Here is a 25,771-nt window from a genome sequence, read left to right as displayed (position 1 = left end):
GGGTCCTCCTCATCGGGGCGCTGACAACATGAACCCGACGCCGCGCACGGTGTGCAGGTAGCGGGGCCGGGAGGCGCTCTCGCCGAGCTTGCGGCGCAGCCACGACAGGTGCACGTCGATCGTCTGGTCGTCGCCGTAGGCCAGCCGCCAGACCTCGGCCAGCAGCTCCTTGCGCGTCACCACCCGGTCGGCGCGGGCGGCGAGATAGGCGAGCAGGTCGAACTCGCGCCTGGTCAGCGCGAGCGGCCCGCCGTCGAGCGCGGCCTCGCGCCGGTCCACCTCCACGACCAGGCCGCCGACCGTGATCGTCCGCGGCGCGGGGGCCGACCTGGCGCGGCGCAGCACCGCGTCCAGGCGGGCGCTGAGATGGTCGCCGGAGAACGGCTTGACCAGGTAGTCGTCGGCGCCCGCGCGCAGCAGCCTGACGATCTCGGCCTCGTCGTCGCGGGCGGTGGCCACGATGACCGGCACGTCGGAGATGCCGCGCACCATGCGCAGCGCCTCGGAGCCGTCGAGGTCGGGCAGGCCGAGATCGAGGATGACGGCGTCGGGAGGGGACTGCGAGATCTCCCTGAGCGCGTCCAGGGCGCAGCCGGCACTGCGGACGGCGTGCTCGCGCCGGCCCAGCTCGTGGATGATCGCCGATCTGACGAATTCGTCGTCTTCGACTACGAGAACCGTCGCCATGGGGCCCCACCGTACATAATGCGTCTCATGCGGCGAGCCCTGAGATATGCGGCGATCTGGTGCGGCGCCACCGTGATCGCGGTGTCGGTCTCGTGGTTCGGCGTACGCGGTGTGCTGCGCTCCGAGTTCGTGGACGACGTGGACGTGGAGCCGTTCCTCGCGCAGACGATCGCGGCGGACGAGCGGCCCGCCACCAGCCCGGCACCGACCCCCACCCCGAAGAGGAGCCGCGTGCCCGAACGCGGCCGCACCCCGGCCCCCGCCACGAAGCGGCCGGTGACCCCCTCGCCCACCCCGGCGCTGAAGGTGGTGAAGGTGAAGGGCGGCGAGGTGGCGTTCACGCTCGGCCCCGCGGGCTGCCGCCTGGTCTCGGCCACCCCGGTCAGCGGCTACACCGCCAAGATCGCCCGGGCCGACGGCTGGATCCGGGTGGACCTGGTGAAGGGCGAGCACGGCACCGGCGTGTTCTGCATCGGGCACGAGCAGCGCACCGACACCTGGGAGTACTGATGAGGAGCCGACGCTGGACCCGGTCGAGCGGCACCCGCGACACGCTGCTGAGCGCGGCCCGTGACGTCTTCCTGGCCAAGGGGTACGCCGACGCCACGGTGGCCGACCTCGTGGAGACCTCGGGGATCAGCGTCGGCAGCCTGTACCACCACTTCGGCGGCAAGCCCGGCCTGTTCCTGGCGCTGTGGGAGCAGTTCATGCGCGGGCAGGAGGAGCGCACCTCCCGGGCGGCCAAATCGGTCAAGGGGGCTGCGGGGGCCGAGAAGTTCCTGGCAGGAGCGCGAGCGTACCTGGAGGGCTCGTGGGAGCAGCGCGAGGTCGCCCGGTTGTTCCTGGAGAACGACGGGCCGGCGGAGTTCACCACGCTGCGCAGGCAGCGCGGCTGGGACTGGATCGGCGGCAACAAGCGCCTGCTCGGCCTGGACGACTCGCGGGAGAGCCAGGTGCTGGTGGTGCTGCTGACCACCATGATGGGCGAGGCGGGCCGCGAGGTGGCCGCGTGCGAGTCCGACCACGACGCCAAGGTGACGATCGACGAGACCATCCGGCTGGTGAGGCGGCTGCTGCCTACATCCGAAGGCGTAGCGCGGCCGACTCCCTGAAGACGATTCCGCTCGCCTCGCGCCGTGGCAGCGTGGAGGCATGGACGCACTCCGGAGGTTGCTGGGCGGGCTGTCGCTGCTCTACGCGCTGGTCTTCGCCGCGTTCGCGGTGCTGCACACCGGAGTCGAGCTCGGGCCCGTGGGGCAGCCGGTGATCGTGCCGGCCGCGATCGTGGAGACGTTGTGCTGCGTGGTGCTGATCGGCGGCGGCTGCGGCGCGCTGGCCCGCCGGGCGTGGGCCTGGGACGGCCTCATCTACACGCACGCGGCGGCGCTCGGCGGCGTGCTGCTCGGGATCCTGGCGCTGGCCTTCGGGCCGGAGGAGGGGGCGGACGGCGGGAACGCGCTGCTCACCTGGTACCACAGCGTCATGGCGACCGCGCTGGCCGCCGGGCTGAGCGGCGCCTTCTACGTCTCCAGGGTGCGCAGGTAGCCGGCGGCCTCGGGCACCTGCTCCTCGCTGAACACGCGGATCCCGTGCTGCTCCAGCAGGGCCGTCGTGACGCCCTGCCCCGGCAGCTTGCGCCCCTGGAAGGTGCCGTCGTAGACGGCCAGGGCCCCGCACGAGGGGCTGCCCTCCTTCAGCACCGCCATCCGGATGCCGTGGGCGCGTGCCACGGCCAGCGCCCCGCGCGCCCCCGCCAGGAACTCGGCGGTCACGTCGGACCCGTCGGTCGCCAGCACCCGGGCGGCTCCGGCCAGGACGGCCGCCCCGCCCGCGCCGCCCTCGATCTCGGCGGCGGGCCTCGGCACCGGCAGCCCGCCCGACACCTCGGGGCAGAACGGCACCAGCCGCCCCTCCTCGCGCCACCCGGCGAGCCAGGCGTCGGAGCTGGTCTTCGCGCCGCCGTCGTAGCGCACCTTGCGGCCCATCAGGCAGGCGCTGACGAGGATCCTCTCCACACCTTCGATCCTACGATCGGCAGCAGCGAGACGGCCGCCAGCCCGGCGGCCACCCAGAACGCGGGCTCGAACGGCCGCGCCGCGCCCGCCCCGGCGAACACCTGCAGCAGCACGGTCAGCAGCGCCACCCCGAACGGCGCGGCCAGCCGCAGCGCGATCGTGCTCAGCGTCGTCGCCGCCGGGATCGCGGCCCGCTCCAGCGTCCGGTACGCGGCCGCCATCACCGGCGTAGCCACCAGCCCGTGGCCGAGCCCGAGCCCGAACATCGCCACGAACCCCCCGCCGAACAGCGGGAACGCCGCGATGCCCGCCACCACCAGCACCACCCCCGCCGCCGCGACGCCGCGCGGCCCCCTGCTGTCGGCGAGCTTGCCGGCCAGCGGCATCGTCAGGGCGGCGCCGACCCCCAGCGGCGCCAGCAGCAGCCCCGCGTCCAGCACGGTGCCGCCCTCGGCGAGCTGGCTGTAGAGCGGCACCAGCACGGTGAAGCCGGACATCGCGGCCGAGTAGCACGCGAGCGCGAGCACCGCCGCGGTGAACGCGCGGTCGCGGAACAGCCGCAGGTCCACCAGCGAGGTGCCGCGCAGCGACCGCAGCACGAAGCAGGCGATCAGTGCCACGCCGATCCACAGCGCCGGATGCGGGAGCGCACCTCCGTCGCCCACCTCGGACAGCCCGTAGACGAAGGCGACCAGCCCAGGGGAGAGCAGGGCCAGGCCGGGCACGTCCAGGCGCTGCCCCCGCCCCCGCCCCGCGCCGCTCTCGCGGGGCAGCAGCACGAACGCGGCCAGCAGCGCCACCGCGCAGACCGGCACGTTCACCAGGAACAGCCACCGCCAGCCGGGGCCCTGCACGATCAGCCCGCCGAGCGGCGGCCCGAGCACGGGCACCAGCATGGCGGGCACCGAGATCAGGCTCATCGCCCTGCCCAGCCGCTCCTTGCCCGCCGCCTGGGCCAGCATCACCTGCCCGGCCGGCTGAAGCAGGCCCCCGCCCAGCCCCTGCACGGCGCGGAAGACGACCAGGCTCCACAACGACCAGGCGGCGGCGCAGAGGGCGGAGCCGGCGACGAAGAGCACGAGCGAGACGAGCCAGACGTTCCGGACGCCGAACCGGCCGATGGCCCAGCCGGTCACCGGGACCGTCAGGGACATGGCCAGCAGGTAGGCGGTGGCCACCCACTGGACGTCGGCGAACGTGGTGCGGAAGCCGCGGGCCAGGGTGCCCAGGGCGACGTTGACGATCGTGGTGTCGAGCATCGGCATGACGACGCCGAGCAGGACGACCAGGCCGGTGGCCCCGAGTTCGGATCGTACGGCGTATCGCATGTCGTACACCGTAACACTTTCGTACGCTGTCTAGAATCGGTGGCGTGACGTCCATCTGGTCGAGACCCGTCCCGCCCCGCCGCCCGGTCCTGAGCCGGGAGGCGATCGTGGCCGCGGCCATCGCCGTGGCCGACGCGGAGGGGCTCGACGCCGTCTCCATCAGGCGGGTGGCCACCGAGCTGGGCGCCCGCGCGATGACGCTGTACTCCTACATCGAGCGCAAGGAGGACCTGCTCGCCCTGATGGCCGACGAGATCGCCGCCGAGGCGGTGGCCGAGGAGCCGCTGCCCGCCGACTGGCGCGCGGCGCTGCTGTTGCTCGCCAGGCGCGAGCTGGAGCTGGTGCGGCGGCATCCGTGGCGGGTGGACCTGATCTCGCACCGGGTCGCCGTGGGGCCCAACGGGCTGCGGCACGTGGAGCAGAAGCTGTCGGCCCTCGACGGGCTCGGGCTCGACCGGCTGACGGCCTGGCGGATCCTGGCGGTCTTCAACGACTACATGACCGGGTTCGTGGTCAGGCAGGCGACGGAGCGCCACGCCCCGAGGCAGCAGGGGATCGACGACACCGAGCGGGCCGCGCTGGCGCAGCCGCACATCAAGGAGCTGATCGAGGGCGGCGAGTTCCCCCGGCTGGCGCCGATGATCGAGCAGGGTGTGCAGGGGGCCGACGACAACTTCGAGCGCGGGCTCACCTGGGTGCTCGACGGCATCGAGGCCCAGCTGCCGCGGCGCTGAGCCGTTCCCGGGGGCGGCACAGCCGGGCGATACCCTTACCCCCGATGAACACCACCGTCTCCACGATCGTCATCTCCGGCTCGCTGCTGCTGATGCTGATGAGCCTGATCGTCGCGATCCGCAATCGGCCGATGGGCATGGTGCTGCTGGTGGGGTTCGCCCTGCTGGAGGTGGCCGTGCTGGTTCAGGCGGGGTTCGTGATCGCGGGCGTGGCCGGTGGCGGCGGCCCCGCCGACAAGGTCACGCTGTTCGGCTACGTCGGCGGCGTGGTGCTGATCCCGCCCGCGGGCGTGTTCCTGGCGCTGGCCGAGCGGAGCAGGTGGGGGCCGGCGATCCTGGCCGTGGCCGGGTTCGCGGTCGCGGTGATGACGGGCCGGCTGCTGCAGATCTGGCAGGGCACGGCGTGACGACCGCCATCGGCTCGGGGCCCGGTCGCGCCCTGATCGCCGTCTACGGGCTGTTCTCGCTGGCGGCGGGGGCGCGGGCGGGCGTGCAGATCGCCACCCGGTTCGGCGAGGCGCCGCTGGCGTACTCGCTGTCGGCGTTCGCGGCGCTGGTCTACATCCTGCTCACGGTCGCGCTGTGGCGCGGCGCGCGCCGCCTGGCGCTGGTGGCGCTCGGCATCGAGCTGGCCGGGGTGCTGATCATCGGCACGCTCAGCCTGCTCGACCCGGCCGCCTTCCCCGACGAGACCGTGTGGTCGGCGTACGGCAGGGGCTACCTGTTCATCCCCCTCGTGCTGCCCCTGGTGGGCCTGTTCTGGCTACGGCGCAGGCGTTAACGCCCGGCGTGACGGGGCAGTGACAGACCCCATGAGCACGATCGAACATTCCGAAGATGTCAGGGTCCCCGTACGGGTGGCCTACAACCAATGGACCCAGTTCGAGAGCTTCCCCGAGTTCATGGAAGGCGTGGAGTCGGTCAAGCAGCTCAGTGACACGCGGACGGCCTGGATGGCGGAGATCGCCGGCGTCAGGCGCGAGTTCGAGGCGGAGATCACCGAGCAGCACCCCGACGAGCGCATCGCCTGGCGCAGTGTCGACAAGCCGCACCAGGCCGGGGTGGTGACCTTCCACCGCCTCGACGACGACACCACCAGGGTCACGCTCCAGATGGAGTACGACCCGGAGGGCTTCCTGGAGATCGCGGGCGACAAGCTGCAGCTCGTGCGCATGCGCGTGGTCGGCGACGTCAAGCGCTTCAAGTCCTTCATCGAGTCGCGCGGCGGCGAGACCGGCGCCTGGCGCGGTGACGTGCCGGGGCCGCACCAGCGCGGGCACGAGCAGGGCTCCACCTACGGCGGCGGCGGGACCGTGCCACCCGGCACGGTCGGCGGCGACTACCCGCCCGCCGGCGGCGGTGGCCAGTCGCCCGGCGGCACGCTGCCCCCTCCCGGGCCGGTTCCTCCCGGCTCGCCGGGGTCTCCGGGGCAACCGCCTCCTCCCGTCCTCTGAGCTGCCCGCGGAACCCCCGGAGATCGTTCCGGGGGTTTCTCCATGTCCGGGCGCGCCGCCAGGAATAAATGCATATTTCGGTCCTGTTAAGGTGTCATTCGTCCCATGATTTGATGAGTGGAGGACCGTTCCCGCCATGAGCGTGCTCGCCCAAGAGTCCCGAGGCAGAACCACCCCGCTGGCCTGGCTCCTCGTGCTGGGAATCGTCCTCGCCGCACTGAACCTGCGTACCGGCGTCACCAGCGTCGGCCCCCTGCTCGACCAGCTCGCCGCCGGTCTCGGCATGACGAGCGTCGGCACCGGCCTGCTGACCACCCTGCCCGTGCTGGCCTTCGCCACCGTCGGCGCGATCACCCCGACGCTGGCCAGGCGGATCGGCGAGCACCGGCTGCTGCTGCTCGCCCTCATCACGCTCGGCGCCGGGCTGCTCATCAGGTCGCTGGTCGGCTCCGCCCCGGTGTTCCTGCTGAGCAGCGCGGTCGCGCTGTCCGGCGGCGCCGTCGGCAACGTGCTCATCCCGACGCTGATCAAGCGCCACTTCCCGGCCCGCACCGGGCTCATGACCACCGTCTACACCACGGCGCTGGCCGCGGGCACCATGCTGGCCGCCGCCGCGACCGTGCCGATCGAGCGCGCCTCGGGCGACTGGCACATCGCGCTCGGCGTGTGGGCGGCGCTGGCCGCTGTCGCCGCCATTCCGTGGCTTGCGCTGCTGCGCAGTGAGCCGGAGCGGGACACCGGCAGCCGGGACGCGGGCCTGCGTGGGCTGCTGAAGAGCAAGCTGGCCTGGATGATCGCGATCTACTTCGGCACCCAGTCGATGATCGCCTACATCATGTTCGGCTGGCTCGCCACCATCCTCACCGACGGCGGCTTCAGCACCTCGGAGGCCGGGCTGATCCTCGGCGTGTTCACCGCGCTGAACATCCCCGTCTCGATCGCGGTGCCCATGATCGCCTCCCGTTTCCGCGACCAGCGGCCCACCGTGGTCGGGCTCGTCGTGTTCTACGTGATCGGCTTCCTCGGGCTGTGGTTCGCGCCGCCGTCCACCGCGATGGTCTGGGTCGTGTTCATCGCCGTGGGGATGGGGTCGTTCCCGCTGGCGCTGATGATGCTGGCGCTGCGCACCCGTACGCCGGAGACCACCGCCGCGCTGTCCGCCTTCGGGCAGAGCGCCGGCTATCTCATCTCGGGCGCGGGCCCGCTGCTGGTCGGCGTGCTGCGCGAGGCCACCGGGGGGTGGGCGGTGCCGTACACGCTGATCTTCGTGGTGCTCGCCGCCCAGCTCCTGACCGGCCTGTACGCCGGCCGCGACCGCTACCTGGAGGACGAGAGAATGGCGGGGTGAACTCCACCCTCGTCACCTTCCCCGGCGGCCTGACCCGTGGCCGCTCCACGATCGTCGAGGCCGTGCCGGTGGGGGAGCGGCACGGCCTCGTCGTCTCCGAGACCCCGTTCCACCCCCTCGACCACACCTGGCCCGACCAGCCCGCCGACCGCGGCACGATCGGCGGCCTGCCGGTCCTCGACTGCGTGACGGGCGCCAGGTCCGGCACCGGCGAGATCCTCCTCGGCGCCGACATCCCGGCCCGCCGCGGCGCCGAGGGCTGGCACTGGCTGGTCGTGCACGTCACCGACGCGCCGCTGCCCGTGGGCACGGAGGTGGACCTGGAGGTGGACGCGGAGTTCCGCGCGGCGCTCAGCGCCGGGCACACCGCCTGCCACCTGGCCGCGCTCGCGCTCAACGCCGCTCTGGCCGACCGGTGGCGCAAGGAGACCCGGCCCGACTCGCTCGGCCGTCCCGACTTCGACCAGGCGGCCATCACCTCCTCGCGCATCGACCCGCGCGGCAGCGTGGACGTCTACCGTCTGGGCAAGTCGCTGCGCAAGAAGGGCTTCTCCGCCGAGGACCTGGACCCGGAGAAGGTCGCCCGCCAGGTCAACGAGCGGCTCGCCGCCTGGGTGGCCGCCGACGCGCCGGTCCGGGTGGCGGTGCCGGGCCCCGGGCTGACGGCCCGCCGCACGTGGCACTGCTCGCTGCCGGAGGGCGAGGCGGCCATCCCGTGCGGCGGCACCCACGTGCGCCGCACGGGAGAGCTGGGTACGGTCGAGGTGGCGCTGTCGCTCGACGACGCCACGCTGACCATGCGCACCAGCACCGGCTGATCCCTGCTGATCCCGGCTGACCCCTGCTGATCCCGGCTGATCCCGGCTGATCGCTCAGGAGGGCTGGAGATGGCCCATCTTGTCCGGGTTGGCCAGCACGTAGATCGTCTCGATCTTGCCGTCCGCGATCAGCAGCGAGATGACGCTGATCACCCGCCCGGCGGCGGAGATGACGATGGCGGGCGCGTTGTTCAGCGTCGCCAGCGCGAACTCCATGTCGGGCAGGTCCGACATGCCGATCGAGACCAGGAACTTGGCCATGTTCGCCGGCGTGTTGATCGACAGCAGGTAGCGGGTGACGTTCTCGGCGCCGGTGATGACCCGCAGGGCCGCCCTGGCCTTGCCGCCGCCGTCGCTGACCATCGTCACCTGGTCGGCGAACAGCTCGATCAGCGCGTCCATGTCGCCGCCGGCGGAGGCGCCCATGAACCGCTCGGTGATCCGCCGCCGCTCGTCCCTGTCCACGTCGAAGCGCGGCCGCTTGTCCCGCACGTGCTCCCTGGCCCGCCTGGCGAGCTGCCTGGTGGCCGGCTCGGCCCGGCCGATGATCTCCGCGATCTCCGCGAAGGGCAGGTCGAACGCCTCCCGCAACACGAACACCGCCCGCTCCAGCGGCGACAGCGTCTCCAGCACCACCAGCATGGCCATCTCCACCGAGTCGGCCAGCTCGGCCTGCTCCGCCGCGTCGGGCGTGGTGCTGATCGGCTCGGGCAGCCACGGCCCCACGTACGACTCCCGCCGCGACTTGGCCCACCGCAACCGGTCGATCGCCAGCCGCGAGGTCACCGTGACGAGGTACGCCTTGGGATCCTCCACGCTCGCCTCATCGACCCCGGACCAGCGCAGCCACGCCTCCTGGACGACGTCCTCAGCATCGGCGACGCTGCCCAGGATCCGGTAGGCGACGGCGACCAGCAGGCTCCGATGATCCTCAAATGTCGACATAAGCCCAAAGACGTATCACAGGGGCTCCGGCGTGACACGAGGGGTTCAGATCTCCGTTACACTTGTTGATCGTAAGGGGCTATAGCGCAGTTGGTAGCGCGCCTCCATGGCATGGAGGAGGTCTGGGGTTCGAATCCCCATAGCTCCACCTAGAGTTCTACAAATGACGATCATCGCTGAGGAGACCTCGTTCGACGAGGCCGAGATCTTCAAGCTCTACGACTCCGTCGGCTGGAACGTGTGGACCCGCGACATCGCCAAGGTCTGCCGCGGCCTGGCCAACTCGCACCTCGTCCTCACCGCCAGGAGCGCCGACGGGCGGCTGCTCGGCCTGGCCCGCACGGTGTCCGACGACGAGATGGTCTGCTACGTCCAGGAGTTGCTGGTCCACCAGGAGTTCCAGGGGCAGGGCATCGGGCGGCGGCTGCTGGAGCGGCTCATGGAGCGCTACGCGCACTGCCGCTACTTCGTACTGACCACCGACCACGAGTCCACCCCCGACGGGCCCGCCAACCACGCCTTCTACCGGCGGATGGGGCTCGTCGAGCACCACGAGCAGGGGCTGTCGGCGTTCGGGCGGCGCGTGGTGGGCGAGAACGACTGACCCGTGAGCGGACGAGCAGGCGGCTGAGGGTCTCGGGGAGCTGGTCGCTGAGCGGTGAGCAGGATGCGCGGCCTGGACCCCGGACCAGGATGACAGAACGCACCCGCGCCTCCGATAAGTGCTCATCCGGTGAGCACTTCAGGGCGGACAATGGGGGCATGCGAGCCGATCGACTGGTGTCCGCCCTGCTGCTCATGCAGGCGCGCGGCCGGGTGACCGCCGCCGAGCTGGCCGAGCAGCTGGAGGTGTCGGTCGCCACGGCGCGGCGCGACCTGGAGGCGCTGTCCGCCGCCGGCATCCCCGTCTACCCGCAGCCGGGCCGGGGCGGCGGCTGGTCGCTGCTGGGCGGCGCCCGCACCGACCTGAGCGGGCTCACCGCGCCCGAGGCGCAGGCGCTGTTCCTGCTCGCCGGGCCGGCCGCGCCGGACGCGCCCGAGCTGAGGTCCGCGCTGCGCAAGCTGCTGCGGGCGCTGCCCCAGACCTTCAGGGACGAGGCCGAGGCCGCCGCCGGCGCCGTGGTCGTCGATCCCGCCCGCTGGGGCGAGCCGGACAAGGAGCGGCCCGAGCTGGTACGCGTCCTGCAACGCGCCACCGTGCGGCGGCGCCGGGTCAGCATCGAGTACGCCGGACGCCGGGGCGGCGAACGCACCCGGCGGCTGGTCGATCCCTGGGGGCTGGTGGACAAGGACGACGTCTGGTACCTGCTGGCCGGGACCGAGCGCGGGCAGCGCACGTTCCGCGTGGACCGGATCACCGCGGCGGAGGTCACGGAGGAGGGGTTCGAGCGCCCGGACGACTTCGAGCTGTCGCGGGCCTGGGCGGGAGTCGTGGCGGAGATGGAGCGGCGGCGCTCCACGGTCTCCGCGACCGTGCTCATCCCCGCCAGGCTCCTGCCCATCCTGCGTGACCACTTCGGGCGGCACTGCGAGAGCCTGGGCGAGACGGGCGACGGCCGGGTGCGGGCGCGGGTGGCCGCGCCGATGGCGTTGACGATCGCCGAGCAGCTCGCCGGGTGGGGCGCGCGGGTGGAGGTCGAGGAGCCGGAGGAGGTCAGGGCCGAGCTGGCCAGGATCGGCGCCGAGCTGGTCGGGCGCTACGGTTAGTCAGAGCGGCGCCGAGCTGGTCGGGCGCTACGGCTGATCACGGCAGGGTCGAGGACAGGGCCGAGTGCTCCCATCGGATCTGCTCCCACGCCTGCTCCACGTGCCGCCGCTCCGTCGCCGCGGCTCCGACGGCCAGCCGCAGCACCACCCGACCGGCGATCCTCGTGTGCGTCAGGTACATCGAGCCGCTCGTGTTGAGCAGCTCCATCAACCGCAGCGTGGCCCGATCCTGCGCCGCCTCGTCGGCCAGGCCGCGCCACAGCGGGCGGAAGCACACCAGCCCGAGCGGGTGCGGCTCGTGCAGCTCGAACGCCGGGTCCGCGCCGATCCAGCCCGCCAGCTCGGCCGCCAGCGCGACCCCCTTGCGCAGGTGCGCCCGCAGCCCCTCGGCCCCGTACCAGCGGATCACCGACCACAGCTTGAGCGCCCTGAAGCGGCGGCCCAGCGGCACCTGCCAGTCGCGGTAGTCCACGACGGAGCCGGTCGAGGTGGCGGTGTTCCTGAGGTACTCGGGCAGGATCGACAGCGCGCCCAGCAGCGGGTCGCGGTCGGCCGTCCAGAGCACGCCGCAGTCGAAGTTGGTCAGCAGCCACTTGTGCGGGTTCGTCGCGTACGAGTCCGCGTACTCGGCCACCCCGTCGTTCAGCCACCGGAACTCCGGGCAGATCGCCGCGACCCCGGCGTAGGCGGCGTCCACATGCAGCCACACGCCGCGCTCCCGGCACACCGCGCCGATGGCGGGCACCGGGTCGACGGCGGTGGTGGAGGTGGTGCCGACCGTGGCGCAGACCATCGCGGGGACGGCGCCCGCCGCCTCGTCGGCGGCCAGCAGCTCGCGCAGGTGGGCCGGGTCCATGGCCAGCGTGCGCGGGTCCACGTCCACCAGCCGGACACCGGCCGCGCCCAGGCCGGCGATGCGCGCCGCCTTCTCCAGGGAGGAGTGCGTCTGCGACGTCACGTACAGCGTGTAGCGCCGGTCGACGCCCTCGGCGGCGACCCGTCCGCCGCTCGCCCGGTGCAGCGCCGCGAGCAGCGCGACCAGGCAGGCGCTCGACGCGGAGTCCTGGATGACGCCGCCGCCCGCCGCGTCGGTGCGGAAGCGCTCCGGCAGCCCGATCAGCTCGGCCAGCCAGTCGACCACCACGGTCTCCAGCTCCGTGCACGCCGGGCTGGTGACCCACAACATGCCCTGCACGCCCAGCCCGCTCGACAGCAGGTCGCCCAGGATGGCCGGGCCACTGGCGTTGGAGGGGAAGTAGGCGAAGAAGGCGGGATGTTGCCAGTGCGTGATGCCGGGCAGCAGGATCCGCCCCAGATCCGACAGCACGCTCTCGAACGGCTCCCCGTGCTCGGGCGCGGACGCCGGCAGGGCGCGCCGGATCTCGCCCGGCTTGACCTGCGACATCACCGGGTTGGACTCGATGCCGGCGAGGTAGTCCGCGATCCAGTCGATGACCTGCTTGCCGTGGCGGCGGAACTCCTCAGGTGTCATGTGAGGGCTCATCCGACCACTCTGGCCCGTGGTGGCGGGGGTTCGCAAAGGGGACGGGCCGGAGGCTTGCGCCTCCGGCCCGTTCTATCTCAAGCGGTCTCGCGACCGCCGAGGGTCAGTAGGGGTAGTGCCGGTGACGCCTGCCACCGAGGGACTTGCTGAGGTGGATGCCGCCCGGCAGGTGCACGGACACGTAACGGCGGCCGTCCGGGGTGGTCGAGACGTGGAAGCGCCGATTGCCGAAGCTGTGGCCCACCCCGTGCCGTGACAGGTTGATCCGGAACGGCCCCACTTTGATTGACTTGCTGTAGTGCCAGCCCATGTCCCTCCTCCGCCATCGTGCGCTCAATGAGAAGAACGTCCGGGAAGGGGGCGCGGTTCCCGGCCCGCCAGGACGGCCGCCAGGGCTTCGAGTGCGTGGGGGTAGGCCCGTTCCGAGGGGGCGGCGTAGCCGATGAGGAGGCCCTGCCGTCCGGCGCCGTGCCAGAGAGGGGAGGCGGGGCGCAGGGCGATGCCGGCGCGCTCGCACGCGGCCATGACCCCGGCCTCGGAAAGGCCGTGCGCGGGGGCGTCCGAAGGAGCGTGCGAGGGGCCGGGTGAGGGGCGGTCCGAGGGGCCGTCCGGGGGGAACAGGAGGAGGGTGCGCAGGCCGGCCGCGACGCCCGGCAGGGTCGCGCCCGGCAGGGCGGCGGGCAGGCGGGCGCGCAGCAGCTCGCGGCGCCGGCGGTAACGCAGGCGGGCGGCGCGGATGTGCCGGTCGTAGTCGTGGGTTTCGATCAGCCTGGCCAGCACGAGCTGGCCGAGCACCTCGGTGTGGGAGTCGGCATGCAGCTTGGCCTCGGTGACGGGGCCGATCAGCGCGGGCGGCACCGCCATCCAGCCCAGGCGCAGGGCGGGGGCGAGGGACTCCGAGGTGGTGCCGCAGTAGACGACCTGCTCCGGGGCCGTGCCCTGGAACGCGCCGACGGGCTGGCGGTCGTAGCGGAACTCGCCGTCGTAGTCGTCCTCCACGACCAGCCCGCCCCACTCGCGCAGCGCCAGGCGGCGGGACGGGTGCAGCGGGACGCCCATGGGGTACTGGTGGGCGGGCGTGAGGACCGCGGCGGCCACGGCGGGGGTGAGGGCGCCGGTTCGCGCGCCCACCTCGTCCACCGGCAGCGGGACGATCTCGCGTCCCGCCCTGCGGACCACCTCGCGGTAGAAGTCGTGACCCGGGTCCTCCATGGCGAAGGGGCCGCCGGTGACGTCGGCGAGCAGGTTGAGCGATTGCACGAAGCCCGTGGTGACGATGATCAGGTCAGGGGTGGTGAGCACGCCGCGGGTCCTGGCGAGGTAGGTGGCGAGCGCGGTGCGCAGCTCGATCCGGCCGCGCGGGTCGCAGGGACCGAGGACGGCGGCGGGCGCGGTGGCGAGCACGTGGCGGGTGGCGCGCAGCCAGGCGCGGGCGGGGAAGGCGGACACGTCGGGCTGGCCCGGGCGCAGGTCGTGCAGGGGTGTGGCCTCAGGCTCCGGTGCCACAGGGATGCGAAAGGGGCCAGGCGCGGTGGCGGGGTGCCGCGTGGCCGGGCGGGTGGGCGCGGTGGCCGCGACCTGCGTGCCCGAGCCCGGGCGCGTCGTCAGGTAACCCTCCGCCACGAGCTGGTCGTAGGCGGCGCTCACCGTACCCCGCGACAACCGCAGCTCGCCCGCCAGCGCGCGGCTGGAAGGCAGCCGGGTGCCGGGCGGCAGGCGCCCGTCCCGGACCGCCTGCCGCAGCGCCTCCTCCAGCGCCCGCCGCCGCCCGCCCGAGGCGGCGAGCTCCAGATGCAGATCCACCCCCGAACCGGCCCGAGTTCTGCGCACGGAACCGGACCTTACCTCTGGTCCGGTGCCCGGGTTTACGGTGGGTGAGCAGCCGGAACTAGGAAGGACCGAGCCTCATGATCGTGATCGCTCACCTGAGCGACATCCATCTCGGCGCCACCCCCGAGAGCGTCGCCCGCACCACCGCCGTCATGCGGTACCTGGACACCATCCCCGGCGACCTCGACGCGGTGCTCGTCACCGGCGACATCGCCGACCACGGCGCGCGGGAGGAGTACGAGACCGCGGCCAAGCTGCTGTCCTCGCGCCACCCCGTCCTGGTCGGGCCGGGCAACCACGACGTCAGGCGGGAGTTCCGCCGGTCGCTGCTGGGCGAGGAGCCGGCGGACGGCCCGGTCAACCAGGTCCTGCGCACCGAGCGCGCCGTCTACGCGATGTGCGACTCCTCCACCCCCGGCCGGAACGAGGGGCACCTGGACGACGAGACGATCGCCTGGCTGAAGGAGGTGCTGGACGGCACGGAGCTGCCGGTGTTCGTGGCGTTCCACCATCCGCCGGTGAAGCTGCACGGCCCGCCGTGCGACGGGATCAGGATGCACGAGACGGCACGGCTGGAGGCGCTGCTCGCCGGCCGTACGAACGTGCCCGCCGTGCTCGTGGGGCACGCGCACACGGCCGCCGCCACCGGCTTCGCGGGCAGGCCGCTGCTGGTGGGCGGCGGGGTGGTGTCCACGCTGACGTTGCCGTGGGAGGGCGGCACGAGCTTCGGCAACTGCGTCGACTTCGGCCTGCCGCCGCTGATCGCCTTCCACGTCCTCGACGACGAGGGCAGGATGACGACGCACTACCGCGCCGTCATCCCGTAAGGGCCGCCCTCGCCGCTACCGCTCGGTGAGCTCGATGAACGTCACCGAGTACGCGGGGAAGTCGTAGGTGAAGGCGTGGGAGAAGCCGCTCACCTGCCGCCGCACCGGCGCCACCCGGTCCGGGTCGGCGATCGAGTTCGTGTCCGACGGGGCGCCGGTCAGCGAGGTGACCGTGGCCGTCGGCCTGAACCGCGCGGCGCCCAGGTCCACGGTGCTGCGCACGGCCGTGTCCTGGGCGTTGACGACCTTCAGCGTCACCGACTTCCCGTCCCTGGAGACCACCTGGTAGAGCGGCTCGACGCGGGAGCTGTCCACGAAGTCGTTGATCTGCTGCCCGTCCAGCCAGGTCGTGATCCGGCGCCCGCTGACCTGCACCTTCAGCCGGTGGTCGCGGCCGGTCTCGACCGTGGTGGCGGAGGTGGCGATCGAGGACTTGCCGCCGTCGACGGCCTTCTCGATGGCCGACTGGGTGTTGTTCCAGCCGCCGACGTTCCACCAGTAGAAGTTGCCGGTGTCGCGCACGCCGAACATCACCAGGAAGCCCTCCGCGCCCGCGGTCTTGCGTGCGGTGACCTCGATCGTGTAGTTCGACCAGTCGGCGGAGCCGGCCGTGGATCTGGCGTCCTCCACCTGCGCCGTCTGCGCGTAGGCGCCGTCCTGCACCGCCCAGGTGCCCGGGCCCGGCGTCCACGCGCCGGCGCCAGCGGAGAAGTCGTCCGCCAGCAGCACGGTGCCGTCGGCCGCGGTGACCTTGACGTCGTCGTAGCGGACCGCGGTGTTCCAGGCGCCGAGGCCGATCGCGCCCTTGATGTCCTCGACGGGCTGCTCCTGGCCCTCGAACGTGCTGGGCACCACGCGCTCGCCCACGTTCGTGGAGAACAGGCGCTGGACGTGGTAGCTCGGCGACCCGTACGCCTGGTCGTTGTCGAACCAGATCAGGTCCGGCGTCCAGTCCACGTAGTCCACGTTGGCCAGCAGCGGCGCGTACGAGGCCAGCTCCACCACGTCGGAGTTGCGTTCGAGCCCGGTCATGTACGACGCCTCGGCCAGCGCGTTGAAGAACGTGTTGCCCCTGGAGGCGTACTCGCCCACGAACACCTTCGGCCCCTCGCGGTCGTAGGTGTCGTAGCGGTGGTTGCTGGCCAGGAACCAGTCGGGGTTGTTGTAGTAGTGCTCGTCGACCAGGTCGGCCCGCTGATCGCGGGCGAACTGCCACATGCGGTCGAACCAGGCGCCCTGCGACGTCTGCCCCGAGTTACTGATGATCTTTATGTCGGGATATTCGGCCCGGATCGCGTCGGCGAACTTCGGATAGTTGGTGAAGAACTCCGGATAGATCTCCTCGTTGCCGAGCCCGATGTACTCCAGCCCGAACGGCTTCGGATGCCCCAGCTCGGCCCGCTTCCTGCCCCAGGGCGAGGTGACCGGCCCGTTGGCGAACTCGATCAGGTCGAGGGTGTCCTGCACCCAGCGCGCCAGCTTGGTTTCATCGGTCAGCGGCCGGTTCTCGCCGCAGCCGTTCACGCCCACCGACAGCACGGGCAGCGCCTCGGCCCCGAGGTCCTCGGCGAACTGGAAGTACTCGTAGTAGCCGATGCCGTAGCTCTGGTTGTAGCCCCAGAAGTTGAAGTTCGTCGGCCGCTCCTCGACCGGGCCGATCGTCTCCTTCCACTGGTAGATGCGGCGCCGGTCGCCGGTCTCCGCGTACGGCTCGTAGGTGCCGACGTTGGTGACGCAGCCGCCGGGGAAGCGCAGGAACCGCGGCTTCAGGCCCGCGATCAGCTCGGCCAGGTCGGTCCGCATGCCGTGCCCCTTGAAGGTGTCGCGGGGGAACAGCGAGACCATGTCCAGGTCGGTCCGCCCGGCGGGGGCCTGCACGACCAGGCGCCCGGCGTCGGTGGTGGCCGAGGCGGTGAAGGAGGCCCGGTACTTCGCCCAGCCGCCCGCCCTGACCCGGATGGTGACCTTGCCCAGCACGGTGGTGCCGTCCTCGACGGTGACCGTCAGCGGCCCGGCCTCGGCGCGCCTGGCCCACACGGAGAAGTCGTAACGCTCGCCCGCGGCCAGCGGCAGGCCGCGGTTGAAGCCGGCGTTGACGACGCCCGCCGTGCCCGCGCCGGTCACGTCGAGCCGCAGGTAGTTGCGGTTGTTGGTGTTCAGCGGCTGCTCGCCCGTGACGACGGGCGTGACGGTCGCGCCGCGCTCCGCCTCGCTCCACGCGGTCAGGCCCGTGTAGGAGGGCTCGTCGACGGAGTTGAACTCGAACGAGCGGTTCTGCACCAGCTCGGCGTAGAGCCCGCCGTCGGCGGCGTGGTTGATGTCCTCGTAGAAGACGCCGTACAGGTTGGGGCTGACCTCGGTGCCCCTGGCCCGGGTGTCGACGCTCAGCTCGCCCGTGGTGTAGCCCTCGACGCGGAACTTCGTGGCGCCGGCGCCCAGGACGAGCCTGCCGTCGGTGACCGCGACGCCCTGCCCGCCGGAGGAGAGCGTGACCTTGCCGCCGCCCGCGTCCTTGAGCTGGAAGGGCACGGCCTGCGTGCCCAGCCGGACCGGGGTGGTGGCTTGCAGGTACCTGCCGCTCTCGACGTCCTTGAGCGCGCCGGCCTCGGCTTTCAGGACCAGCCCTGTCATGGGCGCCTTCGCGGAGACCCGTACGACGCCGGAGCGGTCGGCCGTCAGGTACGGCGCCGCCCCCGCGCGCAGGGTGAACGGCCCGTCCGGGACCACGGCCGCCCCCTCGGCCGCCTTGATCGCGAGGTAGTCGAAGCCGGCCCGCATGGAGGTGCCGTTCTGCGCCGACAGCCCGAAGAGCCCGACCTGCCCGATCTTGAGCTTGGCGGTCAGCTTGGACGCCTGCACCCAGGCCGTGCCGTCCCAGTAGGAGGAGGTGAACTCGTCGCCGGTCCTGGCCAGCTTGAGCGTCTCGGCCGTGGAGCCGGGCCTGGCCGCGAAGGCCGAGGTGAAGGCGGCGCCGACCTCGGTGGCCGTCTCGATCACCGGCCCGCCCGCGAACCCGACGTGGGCCAGCCCGGCGCGGACGTAGTTGTCCCAGTCCTGCCAGGCCAGCAGGCCCGCGCTCTGGTAGTCGAGGGAGACCGGGGCGCTCAGCTCGGTGACCACCTCGAAGTCCCCGTCGGGCACGTCCACCAGGAAGAGGTTCCTGGCGTTGTTGGTGCCCTGGTGGGTGTCGCCGGTCAGGGTGTCGAGGTGCAGGGCGCCGCCGGACAGACTCCAGCGGGAGTCGTCGGGCGACAGCACGGTCCAGTCCTCGCCGAGCGTGGTGCCGTCGAACTGGTCCACGACGGCGCCGTCCGGGAGGGGATCAGCCGCCGCGATGGCCGGTGGCGCGCTCAGCAGACCGGCCAGGAGCAGGGCGGATAAGGCGATGCGCAACATGAGCGGGGGGCTCCTCAAGTGTTGTTAGCGTTAACAACCAAGTGAGCGTTAACAACGGCGATCGGCGACAACGTAAGGAGTGCTCAGCCCGGGAGTCAAGACCCATCCGTGTAACCCGACCGTAATGCGGCGGCCTATTGACGACACGGGTTGTTAGCGTTCACAGTCGGGGCCAAGCCAGGAAAGGAGCACGGCAGTGGGATCCACCCTGGGGCGCCGCCTGCCGGTCATGGCCGACGTGGCCAAGGAGGCCGGCGTGTCGCATCAGACGGTCTCCCGCGTGCTCAACGACCATCCGAACGTGCGCAGCGAGACCCGTACGCGGGTGCTCGAGGCGATCGACAAGCTCGGCTACCGCCGCAACCTCGTCGCTCGTGCCCTGGTCACCAAGCACTCCAGAACGCTCGGAGTGGTCAGCTTCGACACCACGCTGTACGGCCCGGCCAGCACGGTCTACGGCATCGAGCAGGCGGCCAGGGCCGCCGGCTACTTCGTCAGCATCGTCAGCCTCAAGTCCATCGACAGGGCCGGCGTGCGCGATGCCCTCGACTACCTGGCCGACCAGGCCGTGGACGGCATCGTGGTGGTCGCGCCGCAGCGCTCGGCCGCCCAGGCCCTGGCCGACCTGCCGCTCGGCGTGCCCACCGTCGCCGTCGAGGGCGGCGAGGCGGGCGACGTGTCCGTGGTCTGCGTCGACCAGGTCGCGGGCGGCAGGCTCGCCACCGAGCACCTGCTGTCGCTGGGGCACGAGACGGTCTGGCACGTCAGCGGGCCCTCCGACTGGCTGGAGGCCGAAGGGCGCGTGGCCGGGTGGCGGGCCGCGCTGGAGCAGGCGGGCCGCGAGGCCCCGCGACCGCTGGCCGGTGACTGGAGCCCGCGCTCGGGATACGAGGCGGGGCGCAGCCTGGCGAGCATGAGGAACGTGACCGCGGTCTTCGTCGCCAACGACCAGATGGCGCTGGGTGTGCTGCGGGCGTTCACCGAGCAGGGGGTGAGAGTGCCCGAGCGGGTGAGCGTGGTCGGCTTCGACGACATCCCCGAGTCGGAGTTCTTCTCGCCGCCGCTCACGACCATCAGGCAGGACTTCGACGCGGTGGGCAGGCACAGCATCGAGGTGCTCGTACGGCAGCTCGAAGGCGGCCCGCAGGCGCGGGAGCGGCTCGTGGTGCCGCCCACCTTCGTACCGAGGGTCAGCACGGCCCGGCCCTAGCGCCGGAAGGCAGGACGCGCTGGCGCCCGACTCGGGTTGTTAGCGTTCACATGAGAAGGGAACCCCCCACGTGTTCAAGAGGATCTCGGCGATATTGCTCGCCGGTCTCACCGCGATGTCGGTGGCTTCGTGCGGCAGCGGTGGCGGCACCACCACCGCGGGCACAGGCGGCGGTGACGAGTCGATCACCATGGGCTTCTCCCAGGTCGGCGCGGAGAGCGGCTGGCGGACCGCGAACACCAAGTCCGTGCAGGACTCGGCGAAGAACGCGGGCATCACGCTCAAGTTCTCCGACGCCCAGCAGAAGCAGGAGAACCAGATCAAGGCCATCCGCTCCTACATCCAGCAGAAGGTGGACGTCATCGCCTTCTCGCCGGTGGTGGAGTCGGGCTGGGACACGGTGCTGAAGGAGGCGCAGAACGCGAAGATCCCGGTCATCCTGACCGACCGGGCCGTGGACTCCAAGGACACCTCCCTGTACAAGACCTTCCTCGGCTCCGACTTCGTCGAGGAGGGCAAGAAGGCCGGCCAGTGGCTGGTGGAGGAGTACAAGGACACCACCGACAAGGTGAACATCGTCGAGCTGCAGGGCACGACCGGCTCGGCCCCGGCCAACGACCGCAAGGCGGGCTTCGCCGAGGTCATCGGGGCCGAGGCGAAGTTCCAGATCGTCGCCTCGCAGACCGGTGACTTCACCCGGGCCAAGGGCAAGGAGGTCATGGAGGCCTTCCTGAAGTCCCAGCCGGACATCGACGTGCTCTACGCGCACAACGACGACATGGGCCTGGGCGCGATCGAGGCCATCGAGGGCGCGGGCAAGGTGCCGGGCAAGGACATCAAGATCATCACTGTGGACGCGGTGAAGGACGGCATGCAGGCGCTGGCCGACGGGAAGATCAACTTCATCGTCGAGTGCTCCCCGCTGCTCGGCCCGCAGCTGATGGACCTGGCCAAGAAGGTCGTCAAGGGCGAGCAGGTGCCCGCCCGGGTGGTGACCGAGGAGACCACGTTCACCCAGGAGCAGGCCAAGCAGGTCCTGTCCACCCGCCAATACTGAGCCGGCGCTGGACGCGGAGCCGGTGCGGGCGTAGGGACGAGGTGAGGCGGCCCGGGACACCGGGCCGCCATCACGGAAGGGAAGGCGGATGGCGGTATCCGCGCCGGTTCTGACGATGAGCGGGATCGGCAAACAGTTTCCGGGGGTGAGAGCCCTGGACGGAGTGGACCTGCGGCTGCTGCCCGGCGAGGTGCACGCGCTGATGGGAGAGAACGGCGCGGGCAAGTCCACCTTGATCAAGGTGCTCACCGGCGTCTATCCCGCCGACGCGGGCACCATCGAGCTCAACCAGGCGAAGGTCGCCTTCGGCAGCCCCCTGGAGGCCCAGCAGGCCGGGATCAGCACGGTCTACCAGGAGGTCAACCTCTGCACGAACCTGTCGGTGGCCGAGAACATCCTGCTCGGCCGCGAGCCCCGCAAGCCAGGCCGCATCGCCTGGAAGCGGATGCGGGCCAGGGCCGGTGAGCTGCTGTCGCGGCTGGAGCTGAGCCTGGACGTCTCGGCGCCGCTGTCGTCGTACTCGCTGGCCATCCAGCAGATGGTGGCCATCGCGCGGGCGATCGACATCGAGGCCAGGGTGCTGATCCTGGACGAGCCGACGTCCAGCCTCGACGCCGACGAGGTGCAGCAGCTCTTCAGGGTGATGAGACGGCTGAAGGAGGAGGGCATCGCCATCCTGTTCGTCTCGCACTTCCTCGACCAGATCTACGAGATCTCCGACCGGATGACGATCCTGCGCAACGGGCGGCTCGTCGGGGAGTACCTGACGCGGGAGCTGCCGCAGGTCGAGCTGGTCGCCAAGATGATCGGCCAGGAGCTGGCGGTGCTGGAGCGGCTGCACGGCGAGGCCAAGGTGTTCGACCGGCCGCTGGTCGAGGCGCGCGGGCTGGGGCGTACCGGGGCGATCGAGCCGTTCAGCATGACCATCCACGAGGGCGAGGTCGTGGGCCTGGCGGGGCTGCTCGGCTCCGGCCGTACGGAGATCGCCCGGCTGCTGTTCGGGGCCGACCACGCGAGCACCGGCGAGATCGCGGTCGGCGGGACGCCGCAGTCGTTGCGCACGCCACGCGCGGCCATGACGCAGAAGATCGCGTTCTGCTCGGAGAACCGCAAGGCCGACGGGCTCATCCCCGACCTCACCGTGCGCGAGAACATCATCCTGGCCCTGCAGGCCACCAGAGGCTGGACCAGGCCGGTGCCCCGGGACCAGCAGGACGAGCTGGTCGACAGGTACATCAAGGCCCTGAAGATCAGCCCGCCCAACCCGGAGCACCTGGTGCGCGACCTCAGCGGCGGCAACCAGCAGAAGGTGGTGCTGGCCAGGTGGCTGATCCTGGAGCCCCGGCTGCTCATCCTGGACGAGCCCACCCGCGGCATCGACGTCGGCGCGAAGACGGAGATCCAGCGCCTGGTGGCCGAGCTGTCGGACGGCGGGATGGCGGTGCTGTTCATCTCCGCCGAGCTGGAGGAGGTGCTGCGGCTCAGCCACAAGGTGCAGGTGCTGCGGGACCGCCGGCTGGTGGCCGAGCTGCCCAACGACGCGGCGCTCACCAGTGACGTGCTGATGGAGACCATCGCGAGCGGAGGGCGGGCATCGTGAGACGCCTGTTGTGGCCGGCCGTGGTGCTGGTCCTGCTGCTGGTGCTGAACGTGTTCTTCACGCCCAGCTTCTTCTCGATCGAGGTCAAGGACGGCCACCTGTACGGCAGCCTGATCGACATCCTGCGCTTCGGCGCCCCGCTGATCCTGGTCTCGCTGGGCATGACGCTGGTCATCGCGACCGGCGGCATCGACCTGTCGGTCGGCTCGGTGGTGGCGATCGCGGGCGCGCTGGCCTGCCTGCAGATCAGCCAGGACGCGAGCGTGTTCACCGCCGTGGTGCTGGCGCTGGCGCTCTGCCTGGCGCTGGGGCTGTGGAACGGGTTCCTGGTCGCGGTCGTCGGCATCCAGCCGATCATCGCCACGCTCATCCTCATGGTGGCGGGGCGCGGGCTGGCCCAGCTCATCACCGACGGGCAGATCATCACCGTCAACAGCCCGGCGTACAAGGTGATCGGCGGCGGTTACTGGCTGACCGTGCCGTTCGGCATCCTCATCGTGATCGGGGTGCTGGCGATCAGCGCGTTCCTGACCAGGCGGCTGGCGCTGGGCATGCTGATCGAGTCGGTCGGCAGCAACGCCGAGGCCAGCAGGCTGGCGGGGATCAGGTCCCGCGGGATCCTCATCATGGTCTACGCGTTCGCCGCCCTGTGCGCGGGCGTGGCCGGACTGATGATCAGCTCGAACGTGTCCAGCGCCGACGGCAACAACGCGGGCCTGTGGATCGAGCTGGACGCGATCCTGGCCGTGGTGATCGGCGGCACGTCGCTGGCCGGCGGCCGGTTCTCGCTGAGCGGCACCGTGCTGGGCGCGTTGATCATCCAGACGCTGACCACCACGATCTACTCCATCGGGGTGCCGCCGGAGACGACGCTGCTGTTCAAGGCGCTGGTCGTGACCGCGGTCTGCCTCATCCAGTCGCCGTCCTTCCGCGCGAAGGTGTTCGGCAGGCGCGGGCGGGCGACTCCCGCCAGCCCTGCCCCTGAGGAGAAGGTGAGGGTGTCCGCGTGACGGCGCTGACGGTGGGCAGGGCCTCGATCCCGGCCAAGTACCTGCCCGTGCTGGTGACAGCGTGCCTGCTGGCGGCCATGTTCGTGGTCGGCGGGATCCGGTACGAGGGCTTCGCCAGCGGGCAGGTGCTGCTGAACGTCTTCATCGACAACGCCTTCCTGCTGGTGGTCGCGATCGGGATGACGTTCGTGATCCTCACCGGGGGCATCGACCTGTCGGTGGGGTCGGTGGTGGCGCTGTCCACCATGATCTCGGCCAGCCTGATGGCGGGCCCGGGGTGGCCGCCGTACCTGGTGGTGCCGCTGGTGCTGCTCATCGGGTCGGGGCTGGGGCTGGTGATGGGCTACATCGTGCACGCCTTCGACATCCAGCCGTTCATCGTGACGCTGGCCGGGATGTTCCTGGCGCGGGGGCTGTGCTACACGATCGCCACGGACTCGATCCCGATCGAGGACGCCACGTTCACGGCGTTCGCGCAGACCAGGATCGACCTGTTCGCGGACCTGTGGATCTCGCCGAGCGTGCTCGTCGCGGTGCTGGTCGTGCTGGTGGCGGTGTACGTGCTGCACTACACGCGCTTCGGCCGCTCGGTCTACGCGACGGGCGGCAACGAGCAGTCGGCGCTGCTCATGGGGCTGCCCGTGGGGCGGACGAAGATCACCGTCTACACGATCAGCGGCTTCTGCTCGGCGCTGGGAGGCGTGCTGCTGTCGTTCTACATGCTCTCCGGTTACGGCCTGCACGCCGTGGGCATGGAGCTGGACGCGATCGCCGCGGTGGTCATCGGCGGGACCCTGCTGACCGGTGGCAGCGGCTTCGTGCTCGGGACCGTGCTCGGGGTGCTCGTGCTGGGCCTGATTCAAACGATCATCAGTTTCGAAGGGACGCTGTCGTCGTGGTGGACCAAGATCTTCATCGGAATGTTGCTCTTCGTCTTCATCCTGCTGCAGCGCCTGTTCTCGGCCCGCTCACGCCGCTGACCTGCGCGAAAGTTACCTGAAAGTTTCTGTGAGGTTATGTCCGAGCGTTGACATAGACTTTGTTAGCGATAACAATCAGCGGAAACGAGTGCGAACTTTGTTCTGATTCGTCACGTTCGGTGATCGAATCCCCCACTTATCATCCGGCAGCCGCCGCGTCCTGCGCCTGCCGCGACCTCGAAAGGGATGCATATGAGGTTGGGACGAATCGGGGGCGTGGTGTCCGCCATCGCGCTCGCCGCGACCATGACGGCCTGTGGCTCGAGCACGAAGACCGTTGACCAGGAGGCCTCCGCCTCCGCGGCCGCCGGCAACGCGGGCGCCCTGATCGGCGTCACCATGCCCACCAAGTCCTCCGAGCGCTGGATCCACGACGGCGACAACGTCAAGAAGCAGCTCGAGCAGCTCGGCTACAAGGTCGACCTCCAGTACGCCGAGAACGACATCCCCACCCAGGCCAACCAGATCGAGAACCAGATCACCAAGGGCGCCAAGCTCCTGATCATCGCCTCGATCGACGGCACCGCGATCACCTCGCAGCTCCAGCAGGCCGCCGACGCGAAGATCCCGGTCATCGCCTACGACCGGCTGATCCGCAACAGCCCGAACGTCGACTACTACGCCACCTTCGACAACTTCAAGGTCGGCGTGCAGCAGGCGACCTCGCTGCTGAAGGGCCTGGGCGTCGAGGACGGCAAGAAGGGCCCGTTCAACGTCGAGCTGTTCGGCGGCTCGCCCGACGACAACAACGCCACGTTCTTCTGGAACGGCGCCATGTCGGTGCTCCAGCCGAAGATCGACGACGGCACCCTGAAGATCGCCAGCGGCCAGACCGACTTCAAGCAGGCCGCCATCCTCCGGTGGGACCCCGCCACGGCGCAGAAGCGCATGGAGGACATCATCACCAAGACCTACACCGGTAGCACCAAGGTCGACGGTGTGCTGTCGCCCTACGACGGCCTGTCCATCGGCATCCTGTCGGCGCTGAAGAGCTCCGGCTACAGCAAGCCGTACCCCATCGTGACCGGTCAGGACGCCGAGCTGCAGTCGGTCAAGTCGATCGTCGCCGACGAGCAGTACTCCACCATCTTCAAGGACACCCGCAAGCTCGCCGAGCAGACGGTGAAGATGGCCGACGCCGTGCTCAAGGGCGGCCAGCCCGAGGTGAACAACACCAAGGACTACGACAACGGCAACAAGGTCGTGCCCTCGTACCTGCTCGACCCGGTGATCGTCGACAAGTCCAACTACAAGGACGTCATCATCGGCGGCAACTACTACACCGAGGACCAGCTCAAGTAGGGGGTCGGCCCCGGGGACC

General features: G+C 71.0%; 26 protein-coding genes and 1 tRNA gene. 19 read left to right on the top strand and 8 right to left on the bottom strand.

The annotated features are described in order from the left end of the window. Nucleotides 1–9: 9 nt before the first annotated feature. Entirely contained in the window at nucleotides 10–687 is a 678-nt protein-coding gene (locus LCN96_RS43405; protein WP_225268233.1) for a response regulator transcription factor, read from the bottom strand. 27 nt (nucleotides 688–714) lie between these two features. On the opposite strand from LCN96_RS43405, the gene LCN96_RS43400 reads away from it, so the two are divergent. From LCN96_RS43400 to LCN96_RS43390, 3 genes are read left to right on the top strand one after another with little or no spacing between them, the layout of a single operon-like run. After that, nucleotides 715–1,197 (top strand): hypothetical protein, encoded by a 483-nt coding sequence (locus LCN96_RS43400; protein WP_225268232.1) that lies wholly within the window; start codon nucleotides 715–717, stop codon nucleotides 1,195–1,197. Then, on the top strand, nucleotides 1,197–1,799 hold the full coding sequence (locus LCN96_RS43395; RefSeq protein ID WP_225268231.1) for a TetR/AcrR family transcriptional regulator: 603 nt from the start codon (nucleotides 1,197–1,199) through the stop codon (nucleotides 1,797–1,799). Before LCN96_RS43400 ends, LCN96_RS43395 begins: the two co-directional genes overlap by 1 nt. A 40-nt stretch (nucleotides 1,800–1,839) precedes the next feature. Then, on the top strand, nucleotides 1,840–2,232 hold the full coding sequence (locus LCN96_RS43390) for a hypothetical protein (protein WP_225268230.1): 393 nt from the start codon (nucleotides 1,840–1,842) through the stop codon (nucleotides 2,230–2,232). Here the strand turns inward: LCN96_RS43390 and LCN96_RS43385 are convergent. Further along, on the bottom strand, nucleotides 2,208–2,702 hold the full coding sequence (locus LCN96_RS43385) for a DUF523 domain-containing protein (RefSeq protein ID WP_225268229.1): 495 nt from the start codon (nucleotides 2,700–2,702) through the stop codon (nucleotides 2,208–2,210). The genes LCN96_RS43390 and LCN96_RS43385 overlap by 25 nt on opposite strands. Then, entirely contained in the window at nucleotides 2,672–4,030 is a 1,359-nt protein-coding gene (locus LCN96_RS43380; protein WP_225268228.1) for a DHA2 family efflux MFS transporter permease subunit, read from the bottom strand. The genes LCN96_RS43385 and LCN96_RS43380 overlap by 31 nt, the downstream gene beginning before the upstream one ends. 44 nt (nucleotides 4,031–4,074) lie before the next feature. Here LCN96_RS43380 and LCN96_RS43375 point away from each other — a divergent pair, with 44 nt between their 5' ends. From LCN96_RS43375 to LCN96_RS43350, 6 genes are all read left to right on the top strand, one after another. Beyond that, the gene (locus tag LCN96_RS43375; protein ID WP_225268227.1) at nucleotides 4,075–4,764 is read left to right on the top strand and encodes a TetR/AcrR family transcriptional regulator C-terminal domain-containing protein; all 690 of its coding nucleotides are present in this window, start codon (nucleotides 4,075–4,077) and stop codon (nucleotides 4,762–4,764) included. 44 nt (nucleotides 4,765–4,808) lie between these two features. Beyond that, nucleotides 4,809–5,171 (top strand): hypothetical protein, encoded by a 363-nt coding sequence (locus tag LCN96_RS43370; RefSeq protein ID WP_225268226.1) that lies wholly within the window; start codon nucleotides 4,809–4,811, stop codon nucleotides 5,169–5,171. Then, entirely contained in the window at nucleotides 5,168–5,545 is a 378-nt protein-coding gene (locus tag LCN96_RS43365) for a hypothetical protein (protein ID WP_225268225.1), read from the top strand. The genes LCN96_RS43370 and LCN96_RS43365 overlap by 4 nt, the downstream gene beginning before the upstream one ends. A 31-nt stretch (nucleotides 5,546–5,576) precedes the next feature. After that, on the top strand, nucleotides 5,577–6,218 hold the full coding sequence (locus LCN96_RS43360) for an SRPBCC family protein (protein ID WP_225268224.1): 642 nt from the start codon (nucleotides 5,577–5,579) through the stop codon (nucleotides 6,216–6,218). A 136-nt stretch (nucleotides 6,219–6,354) separates the two neighbouring features. After that, the gene (locus LCN96_RS43355; RefSeq protein WP_225268223.1) at nucleotides 6,355–7,566 is read left to right on the top strand and encodes a CynX/NimT family MFS transporter; all 1,212 of its coding nucleotides are present in this window, start codon (nucleotides 6,355–6,357) and stop codon (nucleotides 7,564–7,566) included. Beyond that, nucleotides 7,563–8,384 (top strand): alanyl-tRNA editing protein, encoded by an 822-nt coding sequence (locus LCN96_RS43350; RefSeq protein WP_225268222.1) that lies wholly within the window; start codon nucleotides 7,563–7,565, stop codon nucleotides 8,382–8,384. Before LCN96_RS43355 ends, LCN96_RS43350 begins: the two co-directional genes overlap by 4 nt. A 54-nt stretch (nucleotides 8,385–8,438) precedes the next feature. Here the strand turns inward: LCN96_RS43350 and LCN96_RS43345 are convergent, their stop codons facing one another. Continuing rightward, complete coding sequence (locus tag LCN96_RS43345) at nucleotides 8,439–9,329, bottom strand: RNA polymerase sigma-70 factor (protein WP_225268221.1); 891 nt, start codon at nucleotides 9,327–9,329, stop codon at nucleotides 8,439–8,441. A gap of 75 nt (nucleotides 9,330–9,404) precedes the next feature. On the opposite strand from LCN96_RS43345, the gene LCN96_RS43340 reads away from it, so the two are divergent. The 3 genes from LCN96_RS43340 to LCN96_RS43330 all read left to right on the top strand — a co-directional run bounded on the left by LCN96_RS43340 (nucleotide 9,405) and on the right by LCN96_RS43330 (nucleotide 11,036). Beyond that, nucleotides 9,405–9,477, top strand: a tRNA-Ala gene (locus LCN96_RS43340). Between the two features lie 15 nt (nucleotides 9,478–9,492). Continuing rightward, complete coding sequence (locus LCN96_RS43335) at nucleotides 9,493–9,933, top strand: GNAT family N-acetyltransferase (RefSeq protein ID WP_225268220.1); 441 nt, start codon at nucleotides 9,493–9,495, stop codon at nucleotides 9,931–9,933. Nucleotides 9,934–10,091: 158 nt separating this feature from the next. Then, the gene (locus tag LCN96_RS43330; RefSeq protein ID WP_225268219.1) at nucleotides 10,092–11,036 is read left to right on the top strand and encodes a helix-turn-helix transcriptional regulator; all 945 of its coding nucleotides are present in this window, start codon (nucleotides 10,092–10,094) and stop codon (nucleotides 11,034–11,036) included. 37 nt (nucleotides 11,037–11,073) lie between these two features. Here the strand turns inward: LCN96_RS43330 and LCN96_RS43325 are convergent, their stop codons facing one another. The 3 genes from LCN96_RS43325 to pdxR form a co-directional block, all read right to left on the bottom strand. After that, nucleotides 11,074–12,528 carry a pyridoxal-dependent decarboxylase gene (locus tag LCN96_RS43325; RefSeq protein WP_225268218.1) on the bottom strand — a complete coding sequence of 485 codons (1,455 nt, stop codon included), beginning with the start codon at nucleotides 12,526–12,528 and terminating at the stop codon, nucleotides 11,074–11,076. A 115-nt stretch (nucleotides 12,529–12,643) separates the two neighbouring features. Beyond that, nucleotides 12,644–12,850, bottom strand: coding sequence for a DUF4236 domain-containing protein (locus LCN96_RS43320; protein WP_225268217.1), 207 nt, complete (start codon nucleotides 12,848–12,850; stop codon nucleotides 12,644–12,646). Between the two features lie 23 nt (nucleotides 12,851–12,873). Next, entirely contained in the window at nucleotides 12,874–14,370 is a 1,497-nt protein-coding gene (gene pdxR, locus LCN96_RS43315) for a MocR-like pyridoxine biosynthesis transcription factor PdxR (protein WP_225268216.1), read from the bottom strand. A 77-nt stretch (nucleotides 14,371–14,447) separates the two neighbouring features. Here pdxR and LCN96_RS43310 point away from each other — a divergent pair, with 77 nt between their 5' ends. Beyond that, nucleotides 14,448–15,197, top strand: a complete 750-nt coding sequence (locus tag LCN96_RS43310; RefSeq protein WP_225268215.1) for a metallophosphoesterase — start codon at nucleotides 14,448–14,450, stop codon at nucleotides 15,195–15,197. A 15-nt stretch (nucleotides 15,198–15,212) separates the two neighbouring features. Here LCN96_RS43310 and LCN96_RS43305 read toward each other — a convergent pair whose 3' ends face one another. Beyond that, a complete protein-coding gene (locus LCN96_RS43305; RefSeq protein ID WP_225268214.1) occupies nucleotides 15,213–18,593 on the bottom strand; it encodes an alpha-L-arabinofuranosidase C-terminal domain-containing protein in 3,381 nt (1,126 codons plus the stop codon). A 229-nt stretch (nucleotides 18,594–18,822) separates the two neighbouring features. Between LCN96_RS43305 and LCN96_RS43300 the strand changes: the two genes are divergently transcribed. The 6 genes from LCN96_RS43300 to chvE all read left to right on the top strand — a co-directional run bounded on the left by LCN96_RS43300 (nucleotide 18,823) and on the right by chvE (nucleotide 25,752). After that, complete coding sequence (locus LCN96_RS43300) at nucleotides 18,823–19,803, top strand: LacI family DNA-binding transcriptional regulator (RefSeq protein ID WP_225276186.1); 981 nt, start codon at nucleotides 18,823–18,825, stop codon at nucleotides 19,801–19,803. A 70-nt stretch (nucleotides 19,804–19,873) separates the two neighbouring features. Then, complete coding sequence (locus LCN96_RS43295) at nucleotides 19,874–20,860, top strand: ABC transporter substrate-binding protein (RefSeq protein ID WP_225268213.1); 987 nt, start codon at nucleotides 19,874–19,876, stop codon at nucleotides 20,858–20,860. Nucleotides 20,861–21,005: 145 nt separating this feature from the next. Next, nucleotides 21,006–22,460 carry a sugar ABC transporter ATP-binding protein gene (locus LCN96_RS43290; protein WP_225268212.1) on the top strand — a complete coding sequence of 485 codons (1,455 nt, stop codon included), beginning with the start codon at nucleotides 21,006–21,008 and terminating at the stop codon, nucleotides 22,458–22,460. Further along, nucleotides 22,457–23,470 (top strand): ABC transporter permease, encoded by a 1,014-nt coding sequence (locus LCN96_RS43285; protein ID WP_225268211.1) that lies wholly within the window; start codon nucleotides 22,457–22,459, stop codon nucleotides 23,468–23,470. Before LCN96_RS43290 ends, LCN96_RS43285 begins: the two co-directional genes overlap by 4 nt. After that, on the top strand, nucleotides 23,467–24,450 hold the full coding sequence (gene yjfF, locus LCN96_RS43280; RefSeq protein WP_225268210.1) for a galactofuranose ABC transporter, permease protein YjfF: 984 nt from the start codon (nucleotides 23,467–23,469) through the stop codon (nucleotides 24,448–24,450). Before LCN96_RS43285 ends, yjfF begins: the two co-directional genes overlap by 4 nt. 192 nt (nucleotides 24,451–24,642) lie before the next feature. Next, the gene (gene chvE / locus LCN96_RS43275) at nucleotides 24,643–25,752 is read left to right on the top strand and encodes a multiple monosaccharide ABC transporter substrate-binding protein (RefSeq protein ID WP_311132076.1); all 1,110 of its coding nucleotides are present in this window, start codon (nucleotides 24,643–24,645) and stop codon (nucleotides 25,750–25,752) included. Nucleotides 25,753–25,771 lie beyond the last annotated feature (19 nt).

This window comes from Nonomuraea gerenzanensis, from assembly GCF_020215645.1.
GTDB lineage: Bacteria > Actinomycetota > Actinomycetes > Streptosporangiales > Streptosporangiaceae > Nonomuraea > Nonomuraea gerenzanensis.
Note: the sequence above shows the minus strand (reverse complement) of the source record. Positions and strands in the feature narration are given on the sequence as shown.